Below are 13,590 nucleotides of genomic sequence, written 5' to 3' on the forward strand. Positions count from 1 at the left end.
CAAAAAGCACTTTCGTCAAGAGGGTGCTTTTTTAGTTATTTTTGCCAACAATAAACCAAATACCCTTATGCTTGACAACAAAAACGAACCCGAACAGCAAATCAACGTCGAAATTTCGGAAGAAATGGCCGAAGGTGTCTACTCAAACTTGGCTATGATTGCCCATTCAAACAGTGAATTTATCTTGGATTTTATTCGCATGATGCCCGGCGTTCCTAAAGCTAAGGTAAAAGCCAGGGTTATCTTGACGCCCGAGCACGCCAAGCGATTACTCGCCGCTCTCAAAGACAACATCCGTAAGTACGAAGAAAACTACGGCGATATTCGCCATTCAGAAGACCCAGACATTCCTTTTATGAACTTCGGCGGACCGATGGGCGAAGCCTAGCATTATACACCCACAGAATTTTCCTGAATACAATTACGCTGAATTATGATCGGGTACAACCCTAAAGATTGGTGGAAGCTGATTTTTGCTTTTCACCGCAGTGATACATTTCGGTTTTTACTGCCAGGTATTGCTGGCGTAGCCGCTTACACGGGCGTGGTAGCTTACGTTGAAAACGATGTGTTTCATGCATCTTTCAAAAACACGACCGTTGTTCACTCTTTGGTAGGTTTTGTGCTTTCGATGTTGCTCGTTTTTCGAACCAACACCGCCTACGAGCGTTGGTGGGAAGGGCGTAAATTATGGGGGAGCTTTGTTAATAACTCCCGCAATTTAGCCCTCAAATTACATGCGTTTTTACCCAAAGACAGCGCCAAAAGGGAAACATTCAGGGTATTGATTATCAATTATATATTTGCCGCCAAAGAACATTTACGTACGGGGGTTCATGTCAAAAAACTTGCCCAAACTGGCCCTTATGATACTGATTTCTATAAACAAAAAAAGCATGTTCCTAATCAAATCATGGGGGCTATTTATCAGGAAATCAACAACTTGTATCATAACCAAAGTATTACGGGTGACCAACTCATTGTTTTAAATTCCGAACTTCAATCTTTCACCGACAACCTAGGCGGCTGTGAGCGCATCAAACGTACTCCGATTCCTTATGCTTACAGTCTCTTTTTGAAAAAAGTGATTTTTCTGTACGTTTTTACCATGCCCATCGGCTTTGTCATTGAGTTTAAGTATTGGGCCATTCCTATCGTTGCCATAATTTTCTACGTTTTTGCCAGCATTGAGGTCATTGCCGAAGAAATCGAAGATCCTTTCGGAACAGATGCCAATGATTTACCGACAGATATTATTTACGAAACCATCAAAGACAATCTTGAAGAGATACTTTAATTCCGTTTTTCAAGGTTTTTATGGCTTACTATTTCGCAAACTTGCAGGGTTTTGTACCTTTGCAAAACTTTCTTAGTGCTTCTGACTATGTCACAACTTTCTGTACGGCACCTTTTGGGCATCAAAAACCTCACCGAATCAGACATTTACAGTATTTTAGATACCGCTGCTCAGTTTAAAGATGTCATCAATCGCCCCATCAAAAAAGTACCTTCGCTCCGAGATGTAACCATCGCCAACGTTTTTTTTGAAAATTCTACCCGAACACGATTATCATTTGAGCTGGCCGAAAAAAGGCTTTCGGCCGATGTAGTCAATTTTTCCGCTTCGGGTAGTTCTGTCAAGAAAGGGGAGACGCTTTTGGATACCGTTAACAACATTTTGGCGATGAAAGTCGACATGATAGTGATGCGGCACAGCAGCCCTGGAGCGCCTCATTATTTGTCCCAACGGATTCCCGCCAACGTAGTCAATGCTGGCGACGGTACGCACGAACACCCTACGCAAGCGTTGTTGGACGCTTTTTCTATTCGAGAAAAAATTGGTGATTTAGCGGGCAAAAAAATCGCCATCATCGGTGATATTCTGCATTCACGCGTGGCATTGTCCAATATTTTCTGCCTTATAAAATTAGGCGCTGAGGTGCGGGTTTGTGGGCCCACAACGCTCATTCCCAAATATATATCTTCATTAGGGGTGCAAGTAAGTCACAACGTCAGAGAAACCCTTCAATGGTGCGATGTGGCCAACGTACTGCGTATTCAGTTGGAACGCCTACAAGTGAAATACTTCCCAAGCTTACGCGAATACTCGTTGTATTTTGGCATTAACAAAAAAATGCTTGATGAACTCGACCACGAGATTCTGCTGATGCACCCCGGGCCAATCAACCGAGGCGTGGAACTTACTTCCGACGCGGCGGATTCCCGTCAAAGCATTATCTTAAATCAGGTTGAAAACGGAGTAGCTGTAAGAATGGCGGTGCTTTATCTGTTGGCGCAACAATAGTTGTTGCAGCCCAGATAAAACCTATGCACATGAAAAAGTTTGTTTTCAGCTTTATTTGCTGCATTCTTTGGGCAAATTGTAGCTTTGCACAACCCAAAACATACTGTAATCCCCTCAACCTGGATTATGGTTTTACCCCCATTCCCAACTTTTCCGAGGCAGGCCGACACCGCGCGACCGCCGACCCGCTGATTGTCAATTTCAAAGGGAAATACTTTCTGTTTTCCACCAATCAATGGGGATATTGGTGGAGCGATGATTTGTCAAAATGGAATTTTGTAAGTCGAAAATTCCTGTTGCCTCACAACAAAGTCTACGACGAACTCTGTGCGCCTGCCGCTTGGGTCATGGGCGACACCCTGTACGTGATCGGCTCTACGCACACCAAAGAGTTTGCCATTTGGAAAAGCACAAATCCGACCGTTGACGATTGGAAAATTGCTGTGCCAGCATTTGAAGGTGCCGCATGGGACCCCGCATTTTTTTACGACGACGACAAGCGGCTCTATTTATACTACGGCTCCAGCAATACTTATCCGCTTTATGGGTGGGAGATCAATCCTAAAACTTTACAACCTATCGGTGAGCGAAAAGAATTGGTTCGCCTCCATGATGACCAACACGGTTGGGAACGTTTTGGCGATTACAATGACAATATTTTCCTAAAACCCTTCATCGAAGGCGCTTGGGTTGATAAACATAACGGTAAATATTATTTTCAATATGGTGCGCCAGGTACCGAATTCAACGGCTATGCCGATGGAGTTTACGTTTCAGATAACCCCCTTGGGCCTTTTACGTATCAAAAACACAATCCATTTTGCTACAAACCAGGCGGTTTCATCAGAGGAGCTGGCCACGGAGGTAGTTTCAAAGACAATTTTGAAAACTGGTGGCACATTACGACGGGTGTAGTGACGGTTAAAAATAACTTTGAACGACGTTTGGTTTTGTTTCCAACGGGTTTTGATAAAGAGGGTATTATGTATTCCAACACAACATTCGGCGATTACCCGCACACATTGCCCAATGGTAAGGCCGACCATTTAAAAAGCCGTTTTACAGGCTGGATGTTGCTCAATTACAATAAACCTGTGCAGGTTTCCTCTTCATTGAACGGATTTGCCGCCAATTACGCCGTTGATGAAGACATTAAGACCTATTGGAGCGCAGCTACTGCCAACAAAGGGGAATGGATTCAGAGCGATTTGGGCGCGATTTCTACCGTCAATGCCATTCAGATCAACTACGCTGATCAGGATGTAGATTCCATGTATCTTGGCAAATTCACCAATATTTATCACCAATATCGGCTTTGGCACTCATTAGACGGCAAAAAATGGCAAATTTTGGTCGATAAAAGCCAAAACCCCACCGATGTTCCACATGATTATGTCGAATTACCGAAGCCCGTTGAAACCCATTTTATCAAATTGGAAAATATTCACATGGCCACGGGCAAATTTGCCATCAGTGGGCTGCGCGTATTTGGGAAAGGAAAAGGAAATGTACCAAAATCAGTAAAAGGGTTTATTGTATTGAGGCAAGAAGATGACAAACGAAATGCATGGCTGAAATGGTATCCAGAAAGCGGTGCGCAGGGTTATCACATTCACTTTGGCATTGCGCCCGATAAACTGTACAATAGCATTATGGTGTACGGCAAAAACGAGTATTACTTAAAAGCCATGGATAAGAGTACCACGTACTACTTTTCAATCGAGCCTTTTAATGAAAATGGAGTAGGTCAAAGAACAGAAGTGATCAAGGTGGAATAATCTGTTTTTGAAAAGACTTGGAAAGTTTTAAAAACTTTCCAAGTCTGCTTTTTGCTGTTTACGCCGAATTCCGCGCGGCGTTGATGATTCCAAACATCGCACGCATCACCAACTTACTGTAAACATCCACTTCTGCAGCAGGCAAATCTGCCGATTGAAGCTTTTGGAGTGCATATTGTTGAATCGTCATAAGCGGTAATACAATACGCTCACGTACAATGATGGACTCTTTTGTGACGGGATTCTGATTCATCAATTCTTTTTCGCCCGAAAACTCCAGCATCAGATTGATGCTTCGCTCGTATTCTTCAAACATCATGTTCCAAAGCGTACTAAATTCAGGATTTTCCTTGAGGTATTTTGTAGCGGGATAATATGCCTTCATCAGTGATTGCATGGAGTTTTCAACGAGCGTACGTACGAACAGCGAACGCTTGTATAACTTCTTTAACGCGTCCATTTTACCGTTTTTCTTCAATGTTTCGAGGGCAGAACCAAATCCGTAAAAACCTGGAACATTTTGCTTCATTTGCGCCCATGAGCCTACGAACGGAATAGCTCTTAAATCCTCAAATTTGAGTCCACCGCCACTGCCGCGTTTATCGGGGCGGCTCCCAATTTTGGTTTGTCCGTAAAAACGAAGCGGCGTTATTTTCTCCAAATACGGTACAAACGTCTTATGGTTTTTCAATCCTAAATAGGCTTCATACGCTACATTAGCCAATTCTTCCATTAGGGCCTTATCGGCATCAGAAAGCTGGTCTTTGGTGTTTTTAGCCATAAAAAGGTGATTTTCAAGCCCCGCCGTAAACAATCGCTCCAGATTGTACATAGCTGTTGGAACAGTTCCATAATTTGAACTGATGGTTTGTCCCTGAACGGTCAGCTGAATTTCTTTGTCTTCGATATCTTTACCCAACGACGCATAGAATGCATGGTTGTTGCCACCCCCACGGCCTGGAGGGCCTCCGCGACCGTCGAAGAAGGTAACTTTGACGTCGTACTCACGCGAGATTTTGGTCAATTGTTCTTTAGCCGTAAAAATTGACCAGTTGGCGCGAAGGTAGCCTCCATCTTTGGTCCCGTCTGAAAATCCAACCATGATGGTTTGCTGATTTCCGCGCCGGGCCAAGTGTTCACGATAATATTTATTCTCGAACAATTGCTTCATTACATCGGCCGCACCCGCCAAATCGTCGACTGTTTCAAACAACGGAACAATGTCAACGCCGATTTCAGTCGTTTTCCAGACGTTTTTCATCAACGCCAATACTTCTACCACGTTTAAGGCACTGGCGCAGTTACTGATTACATAACGATGCGCACCTGATTCTCCATTACGGCGCTGTATTTCACGAATAGCTAACATTGACCCGTAAATATCCTGCGTGATAGGGTCATGAAAATCCGTTTCTGTCAACTCAACCTGCAACGAAAGCAAAAAGTCTATTTTACGTTTTTCGTCCCAGCTTTGATAGTCGGTATACGTAAATACGGGAACCTGTTTCTCAATTTTGGTCAATACTTCCTCCCACGCAAGTGAGTGTTTTGGACTAACCTGGCGAATATCTAAACTCGCAAAAAAGAACCCAAACAGTTTAATTTTTAGAATGGTATCATCCAGCGAATCCACAAAAAAGCTGTCGTGGTGTTTTACCAGAACTTCTCTGGCCTGTTGTAAATCACTGAGCAATTCTTCGGCGGTGGCATAATGTTCCTGCTCAGGATAATAGATGGCATTATTAACTTTTCTCTCTGCGGTAGCAATAAAATCCTCCACACCATCAAAAGTTAACCGGCGCTTTAGGTATTTTATATCACGCCAATAACATTTAAGCAGAATCTGGCGCAGGCGGTCGGCTACTTGCAAGGTCACATCAGAAGTGACAAACGGGTTGCCATCACGGTCTCCACCCGGCCAAAAGCCTAACCGGAAAAGCTCAGTGTGCTGCCATTTATTGATGGGGAAATTAAGCCCTTTCAATAATTTTTTCATTATGGCGGGAATCGCTTCGTAGAACACATTCTCCAAAAACCATCCTAACGTCAAGGCTTCATCAAAAGGCGTCGGTTTATTTTTATTGATAAACCCTGTTTTACCTAATTGAAGGAGCAAATTATTGACCGTTACAAAATCATTGTCTTTGATGGCTTCCTCTAAATCGGTGATGATACCCAATACTTTTCCTGGATAAAATTGGGTAGGGTGGGCCGTCAAAACGATTCTCACGCAAAAATCATCCAATTTTTTGAGCAGTTTTTCACGCAGGTCATCACTGTCTACACGGTTCAGAAGTTGCGTAATGGAGCCTGGTCCATTCAAATCGTGCGTTTGGTCAAAACCAGCGTCTTCTACTGAATCAAACAAAACTACCTGACGCTCAATAAATTTGATAAAATTGAAAAGCATATCTCGCCTTTCGTGCTCGGTAGCATGCTCGGTGTATTCTTCAAAAAAAGACTCAATGATTTGTTGCGGGCTGTTTCCTGCTTCAAATCCCTCTTCGCTGGCTTGCACAAGCAGTGGTAAGAGTGTTCCTGTTCGAAAAATGTCATGAAACGGTAGACTCAGGAACAAGCTGTTGAAGATATTATACTTCGTTACAACAGCGTCTTGATAAACGTTTGGCATTGTGGGTTATTTATTAAGGTGGGTAATGAGAAGCGAAGAAAGAAAAAAAATTGTACATTTTCAAGAAAACACCTTAAATATCGCTCACTTATTTATAATTAACCAGTATTAGCGTGACTTTTAGACTAAAATAGCTTCCAAATAACAAATCTGGAGAATGTACAGGCATTGAGTCTATTCACTACAATTTGTTAGCTTATGACCCTATTTTTAACCAATAGATTGATTGTAAGCTATGTATGCATGTCGATTATTAGCATACTCTTTTTCACTTATTCAACATGTCAAACACACGCCCAGGAGTTTCGTCGTCGAGAAATTGACCCAAATTCAGTGGTTCAAAATTTGCTTCCGATTCAGTCAGAAGACCTAAACTACAATGAAGTATACGAAAATCTGATTCAACTTTATACCACTCCGCTTGACCTTAATACCTGCACCAGAGACGACTTATCCTCGACTTATCTTCTTAATGAACGTCAAATAAATAGCTTTTTTGCCTATCGTGAGCAATTAGGGAAGTTGGTTTCCATTTATGAGTTGCAAGCTATTCCTACATTCGACTTGCCAACGATTTATAAAATACTGCCTTTTGTTACGGTTATTCCTGACAATAAACTGTTATGGAACGATTTGACGAATCCAACTGACCACTATTTATTAATTAGAACCGAACAATCATTGGAACAGAAACGGGGTTTTACCAACGATGTGCCAATCTCGCGGGAAGGGGTACCTCAACGCTTTGAAGGAAGTTCTACACAATGGTACGCCCGATATCGGTATAGCAAAAGTAGAAATTTTAGTCTTGGTTTTACTCTTGAAAAAGATGAAGGTGAAGCCTTTCGATGGCAACCTTCTCAACACCATTACGGGCCAGATTTTATCTCTTTTCATGCACAAATACAAAATAGAGGACGTATCAAAAACTTCGTTATCGGCGATTATCAACTACAAATCGGGCAAGGACTAATTTTCTCAGCGGGTTTTTCTTTGGGAAAAGGCATGGAAACCGTTTACACCATTCGACGACCTACCACAGGTGCGCGGCCCTATTCTTCGGTTACAGAATCAGGCTTTTTTCGAGGTACTTCCTTCACCTATACATTGACTAAACGGCTTCAATTAACGGCTTTGTATTCGAGAGTACGTCGAAGCGGCAGCGTTAGTATTTCAAATGATCTGACGGGCGAAGAAGTAATCAGCACCTTACAAACAGATGGTTTACACCGAATTCCAAATGAGCTGGCCATCCGCGCCAATGTCGTTGAACAAAATATGGGAGGGCATTTATTGTATCAATTCTCAGGCGGTGAAATCGGCAGTACGATACTTTACACCCACTATAGTCAACCGCTTCAACGTGCTGTGGCAGTTCGGAATGAGTATGAATTTAAAGGAATACAGAATCTCTTAACGGGTGTTCACGGCAACTATCTTTGGCATAATTATAATCTTTTTGCCGAGGTTGCACGATCGCAAAGCGGCGGGGTAGGGGCAGTTGCAGGACTTCTGGCCAGCATTAGCAAACGTTGGGATGCGACGTTTTTATTTCGATATTTTGATAAAAACTTTCATAGCTTCTATTCAAACGCATTTAGCGAAAGCAGCCGTAACAGCAACGAAACTGGTGTTTACATCGGCGGTAAGTATACAATTCATAAAAAACTTAAAGCGGGGGCTTATATTGACGGTTATCGATTTCCATGGTTTCGATATTTAGTGGATAAGAAACCCACCTACGGCTATGATTTTTTAGTGCAGGGAACATGGACTCCCAGCAAAAAATGGGCTTTTTATGCTATTTATCGACAAGAACAAAAAGAACGCAATATTGCCTCTAAACTATCAAAACAGAAATTCGTAACCAACACTAACCGACATCAGCTTATCTTGAATACTGAGTACAACGCCTCTAAAGTTTGGTCTTTTCGAACCCGTCTTCAAGGAAGCACATTTACCTATAAAGATTTTAAGGTAGACAAAGGCTGGATGATTTTACAAGAAATAAACGCTGATTTGGGCAAAATTTCGGCATTGCTTCGATTGTCAATTTATAATACCGACAGTTATGATTCTAGGCAATATGCCGTTGAGCGTGACGTACTTTATGCCGTTTCTATGCCTGCTTACTATGACTATGGTTTCCGTAATTTTCTCCTTATTAGATACACTCCTCATGCTCGCACCGATATCTGGATTCGATTTGCACGGACCGATATGCCCAATCAAAAAACACTGAGTTCTTATGTTGATGAAATCGATGCTTCACATCGTTCTGAACTAAAATTACAGGTTCGGCACCGCTTTTAAAAATGCAATCTGGTATCTACTTCAAGATTGGCATAACTTTTGATAGACTTTTTTCGCTATGGTTATAAACCTAAGTACTTGTTTATCATCAGTTTCTCACTCGTATGAAGCATATATATAAATTTGCAGTTTTAACTTTAACCATTTCAGTGTCTTTAGCTTGGGTCCTTAATTGTACCAGTTTTAATGAAGTACAACCGCCCCCACAACTCGCCAATTTTGATAATCTCAACATTATTACTTCTGAGTGGGTTGCCGCAGATCAATGGGTTGCAACCAGTGTTTTTGGACTTCCGGCAAGAGCCTGTGAAATTAATCAATACCGACTTACCAATGACCTACTAGAAAAAAGTCAGTTATATGTCTATTCAAAAATTGGTGATAACATCCGTCCTTTACCATTTACAACAAACACCTCAACCGCCGAAATACGCTATGACTATACCGTTCCTAAATCCTCCCAACTGCGTATAGTGACGATTGGACTGAAAGGAAAATTTACACCCGCAGAAGAACAAAAATATCGCTACGTACTGATTCCTAATTCATTAGCAAAGAAAATACCAGTGAATATGGGTAACTACGATGAAGTAAAGTGGGCTTTTCATTTAAATGATTAATTCCACATTCTTTTTTTAGAATTTTAGTAAAATTGCCTATACTTGCCACCAACGTGCCACGTATAGGCAATTTTGGCTTTACGCCTAAACAAATTCTATCATGCTTTACTACCTATTTTCTTATTTAGACAAAGAATTCAACTTTCCAGGTGCCGGAGTTTTCCAATATATTTCTTTCAGAGCCCTTGGTGCCACCATTACCTCCCTATTGATTGCAGCGATTTTTGGGGGGCGTATCATTAATTTTCTCCGCAACCAACAAATTGGGGAAACAATCCGAGATTTGGGCCTTCAAGGTCAGATGGAAAAGAAAGGGACTCCTACCATGGGGGGGTTTATTATTTTGGCTTCCTTGCTCATCCCTGCCTTATTGTTTGCCAAATTGTCTAATGTATATATTGTTCTCCTGCTGATCACAGCTGTTTGGACTGGCCTTATTGGTTTCTTGGACGATTACATAAAAAAGTTTAAAAACAATAAAGAGGGGTTACAAGGCAAGTTTAAAGTTGTGGGTCAGGTAGGATTGGGGCTAATTGTTGGGATAACGTTGTCTTTCAATCAACATGTTAAAATCAGGCAATACGATAAGCCACTTATCAGTTCGGCCATTGGTGAAGTACAGCGTTATACAGATGTCATCAATCCGACAATCACTACTTTGCCCTTTATAAAAAACAATGAGTTTGATTACTCTTCATTATTATTCGGCTTATTACCAGATAGTTACACATGGATAATTTACACCATTGTAGCCGTTTTTATCATTACAGCCGTATCAAATGGGGCAAATATTACGGATGGAATTGATGGTTTGGCGGCAGGAACATCTATCATTATTGCCCTAACACTTGGAGTTTTAGCCTACATCTCTGGAAACGCCAAATTCTCGCAGTACCTCAATATCATGTATATTCCCAACTCTGGAGAGCTGGTTATATTTATTGCGGCTTTTGTGGGTGCTTGTGTGGGCTTTTTGTGGTATAATTCTTACCCTGCGCAGGTTTTTATGGGAGATACGGGCAGTTTGATGTTGGGGGGAGTTATTGCGGTTATATCGCTGGCTGTGCGCAAAGAATTATTAATTCCTATCATGTGCGGCATCTTTCTGGTTGAACTTGTCTCCGTTATTTTACAGGTGAGTTATTTTAAGTATACCAAGAAGAAATTTGGAGAAGGAAAGCGTATTTTTCTAATGTCACCTTTACACCATCATTTTCAGAAGAAAGGCTATCATGAAGCCAAAATTGTGGCCCGTTTCTGGATTGTAGGTATTATTTTAGCAATTGCTACGTTAGTTACTTTAAAACTAAGATAACCAATTCATTATCAAATATTTACGGCCAAAATTCACGGAAGTGTCTTTTGGCCGTACGTTTTTTCTAGCAAAGTAATTTTCTTTCCAAACATCCCTTTGTTGACTGTCACCACCAACAGATTATCATAATCTTCATGTACAATTTTTGATATGGATGGCTTCGTCCCTAATGCTTGTGCTATTTCTAAAATGGTGTCGCTGTGGCCGACAACTAAGGCGTTTTTTCCTTTTATTTTCTCCAACCGTTCTACAATGACACTGACGGGTTTGGGTTCATAAATCTCATATTGTTTCCCCAAACGTTCCGTTAAAGGTTGTGCTGTATGGCGATTCCGTTGGTATTTACTAACAAAAATGTATTCAATTCCTTTGTTGTAAAGGCTATCTGACAATGCTCTTGCCCGCTGATGTCCACCTTCCGACAATGGCGTATCTGCGCTGTCGTCTAATCGCTCGGCATGGCGTACGATATAGATTTTTGAGGTATAGCATGAATTCAGGCTAACCATTATGCCGATTGCCAACAATATTTGTTTTAACGTTACTTTTGCCATTTCACCTTCAATTGGTTGCTCAATAACTTTTTTTGGATTTAAAGAGTATCCCCTCGTAGTTGCCTGAAACGCTTTCTAGCGTCGGCAGCATAGATACTTGCGGGGTATTTTTCGAGCATTTTCTGGTACAACTCCATTGATTTGTCTTTATCTTTAAAGCGATTCTGATACAATTCTGCCATCATAAAAAGGGCATCATCGCCCAATATGTCGGTCGAAAACTTATCCACAATTACCTGCAAGTTATCCACTGCTTTTTGATTTTCTCCCATTTTAGCATAGGTCCGAGCTTTCAGCCACAGAATCTCATCGGCAAGCGGGTGATCTTTGTACCTTACAAACATCCCGTCTAAGCGGTCTAGCGCTAGCTGTGTTTGATTTTGATAAAGAAGCAAGTCGATGGCTGCATATTCCTTCATCGCGTCTTCTGAGGTGTCTAAACCCGTGTTATCCTGAATCAATAAGCTCAGTGCTCCAGCGTCGTTGGCAATTTCTCTCGTTGTGGCCATTTTCAGGATGTCCAATAAGGCTTTTGATAACTCAAAATCACCTGTATAATAAAATTGTCGGGCATTGCGGAGTTTAGCTTCGTAGCCAAGCGGGGTTTCTTTCTGCGATTTTTCAACCTGCGAATACAAAAGTGTCGACTCCCATGGTTCATTTTTTAAGAGAAAAATATCACCCAAGTCCAATTTGCATTTATCAACAAAATCGCTTTCTGCCCGGCCTATTTTCACGGCATTCTGCAAGATGACGGTAGCGCTATCTTTTTCATTCAAGTAAAACGCGTACAAACTTGCCATACTCCGCATAGCTTCAAGCGTACGATTGTTTTGACCAAGTTCTCCCAACAACTTTTTATAATCTTCAATCAAGCGTCTCACCGACGTTATTTCCACGGGAAATGTATTTTTTACTTGTTCTTCTCGCGCCACAATCATCATCCGTCGGGCATAAGGATAGAGTTGTCCTTGTGGATAATCTTTCACGACATATTCAAAAGACTGAATGGCTGCCGGGTAATCTTTGTTTTGTAGCGCCAAATTTCCTAAATCAAATACTTTCGTCCCGTTGTATTTAAACCGTCTATCCAACGCCCTTTCTTGAATGAAAGCTTTACTGAACTGTTTTTTTTGGGTCAAAAACCAAATCAGCATTTCGGCAAAGAAAGGCTCGTTGGGCTGGCGTTGGATTTTTTCGTACAGAATCTTTTCAAATTTTGCCTGATCTTTTTCTTCCCGCAGAAAATCTTGAAAATAGTTTTGAATTACTTCCTTGCTTTGAATCGCCACACCCAAGCTCAGCAATTCTTCAATCATCTGTTCTGTTTTTCCAGTTTGAGCGTATAAGGCCGCCAATTCCATTTTAAACAAATTATCATTTTTGGCCACATCTCTAGCTTTCAACAGAGTGTTGATGGCTGCATCCGTATTATCTATTTCTCTAAATTCATCAGCTAATTCTTTAAATGCATTCAAATCTTTTGGAGGTATTTGGGCAATACTCTCTTGGTATTTTTGAGCGGCTGGCACTGCTTGCCCCATTTGCTCCAACATTCGCCCCCAGTATAGTGTATAGAGGTATCCCACATTTTCATCAGATTTCTGCTGACGTTTAAAGAATTTTTCAGCTTCGTCAAAACTTTTGAGTTTGACCATACAGCCCACATACCTCCGCAAATAGATTTTGTTAAAATCTTTCCGCAAAACTTTTTGATAGAGTGGTGCTACTTTTTCACACTCACCTTTTTGAAAGTATGCATCTGCTAAGTCGGCATCACTTTGGGCGTGGCTTTCTGTAGACACCAAAAGTAAAATGACCCCAATAAACAGTATCCACAAACGATACGGAGTTGTACACATTTTTCTTGCACCCATTTTAATAATAATATATTTAATTTTTAAACTATTATAATCCATTAGCACCGGGGATAAGTGGATAAGAAAGTTATCCCCGCGTTATCCACTTATTGTTAAAACGTAAATGTGTATAAGTAGTAGGTTTATCCACGTCGTTTTATTTTTATCCACAACTGAAATTACTGTTTTTCAGGCATATCTGCAACTATTCACA

Annotated in this window: 10 protein-coding genes; 7 read left to right on the forward strand and 3 right to left on the reverse strand. The window is 41.3% G+C overall.

Translation table 11 applies throughout. The annotated features are described in order from the left end of the window. The first annotated feature begins 67 nt into the window (after positions 1-67). The 4 genes from GVN20_RS10265 to GVN20_RS10280 all read left to right on the forward strand — a co-directional run bounded on the left by GVN20_RS10265 (position 68) and on the right by GVN20_RS10280 (position 4,083). Entirely contained in the window at positions 68-388 is a 321-nt protein-coding gene (locus tag GVN20_RS10265) for a DUF3467 domain-containing protein (RefSeq protein WP_114068221.1), read from the forward strand. Positions 389-433: 45 nt separating this feature from the next. Continuing rightward, entirely contained in the window at positions 434-1,297 is an 864-nt protein-coding gene (locus GVN20_RS10270; protein ID WP_166558249.1) for a bestrophin family protein, read from the forward strand. An 87-nt stretch (positions 1,298-1,384) separates the two neighbouring features. Then, positions 1,385-2,305, forward strand: coding sequence for an aspartate carbamoyltransferase catalytic subunit (locus GVN20_RS10275; protein ID WP_166558250.1), 921 nt, complete (start codon positions 1,385-1,387; stop codon positions 2,303-2,305). A 29-nt stretch (positions 2,306-2,334) separates the two neighbouring features. Continuing rightward, positions 2,335-4,083 (forward strand): family 43 glycosylhydrolase, encoded by a 1,749-nt coding sequence (locus tag GVN20_RS10280; protein ID WP_166558251.1) that lies wholly within the window; start codon positions 2,335-2,337, stop codon positions 4,081-4,083. 58 nt (positions 4,084-4,141) lie between these two features. Here the strand turns inward: GVN20_RS10280 and GVN20_RS10285 are convergent, their stop codons facing one another. Further along, complete coding sequence (locus tag GVN20_RS10285; protein ID WP_114463210.1) at positions 4,142-6,715, reverse strand: phosphoenolpyruvate carboxylase; 2,574 nt, start codon at positions 6,713-6,715, stop codon at positions 4,142-4,144. 198 nt (positions 6,716-6,913) lie between these two features. Between GVN20_RS10285 and GVN20_RS10290 the strand changes: the two genes are divergently transcribed. From GVN20_RS10290 to mraY, 3 genes are all read left to right on the forward strand, one after another. Further along, positions 6,914-9,028, forward strand: a complete 2,115-nt coding sequence (locus tag GVN20_RS10290) for a helix-hairpin-helix domain-containing protein (protein WP_229599031.1) — start codon at positions 6,914-6,916, stop codon at positions 9,026-9,028. A gap of 104 nt (positions 9,029-9,132) precedes the next feature. Further along, complete coding sequence (locus tag GVN20_RS10295) at positions 9,133-9,648, forward strand: hypothetical protein (RefSeq protein ID WP_166558252.1); 516 nt, start codon at positions 9,133-9,135, stop codon at positions 9,646-9,648. A 100-nt stretch (positions 9,649-9,748) separates the two neighbouring features. After that, complete coding sequence (mraY, locus tag GVN20_RS10300; protein ID WP_114068227.1) at positions 9,749-10,963, forward strand: phospho-N-acetylmuramoyl-pentapeptide-transferase; 1,215 nt, start codon at positions 9,749-9,751, stop codon at positions 10,961-10,963. Between the two features lie 32 nt (positions 10,964-10,995). Here the strand turns inward: mraY and GVN20_RS10305 are convergent, their stop codons facing one another. Together GVN20_RS10305 and GVN20_RS10310 are read right to left on the reverse strand one after the other, a co-directional pair. Beyond that, entirely contained in the window at positions 10,996-11,517 is a 522-nt protein-coding gene (locus GVN20_RS10305) for a phosphoglycerate mutase family protein (RefSeq protein ID WP_166558253.1), read from the reverse strand. Between the two features lie 38 nt (positions 11,518-11,555). After that, a complete protein-coding gene (locus tag GVN20_RS10310) occupies positions 11,556-13,394 on the reverse strand; it encodes a tetratricopeptide repeat protein (RefSeq protein WP_229599033.1) in 1,839 nt (612 codons plus the stop codon). Between the last annotated feature and the right edge of the window lie 196 nt (positions 13,395-13,590).

It is taken from the genome of Runella sp. CRIBMP, assembly GCF_009905605.1.
In the GTDB taxonomy this organism is placed as follows: Bacteria; Bacteroidota; Bacteroidia; order Cytophagales; family Spirosomataceae; genus Runella.

Coding starts and splice junctions, on each gene's coding strand:
- GVN20_RS10265 (WP_114068221.1), top strand. CDS start 68: ATGCTTGACAACAAAAACGAACCCGAACAGCAAATCAACGTCGAAATT.
- GVN20_RS10270 (WP_166558249.1), top strand. CDS start 434: ATGATCGGGTACAACCCTAAAGATTGGTGGAAGCTGATTTTTGCTTTT.
- GVN20_RS10275 (WP_166558250.1), top strand. CDS start 1,385: ATGTCACAACTTTCTGTACGGCACCTTTTGGGCATCAAAAACCTCACC.
- GVN20_RS10280 (WP_166558251.1), top strand. CDS start 2,335: ATGAAAAAGTTTGTTTTCAGCTTTATTTGCTGCATTCTTTGGGCAAAT.
- GVN20_RS10285 (WP_114463210.1), bottom strand. CDS start 6,715: ATGCCAAACGTTTATCAAGACGCTGTTGTAACGAAGTATAATATCTTC.
- GVN20_RS10290 (WP_229599031.1), top strand. CDS start 6,914: ATGACCCTATTTTTAACCAATAGATTGATTGTAAGCTATGTATGCATG.
- GVN20_RS10295 (WP_166558252.1), top strand. CDS start 9,133: ATGAAGCATATATATAAATTTGCAGTTTTAACTTTAACCATTTCAGTG.
- mraY (WP_114068227.1), top strand. CDS start 9,749: ATGCTTTACTACCTATTTTCTTATTTAGACAAAGAATTCAACTTTCCA.
- GVN20_RS10305 (WP_166558253.1), bottom strand. CDS start 11,517: ATGGCAAAAGTAACGTTAAAACAAATATTGTTGGCAATCGGCATAATG.
- GVN20_RS10310 (WP_229599033.1), bottom strand. CDS start 13,394: ATGGGTGCAAGAAAAATGTGTACAACTCCGTATCGTTTGTGGATACTG.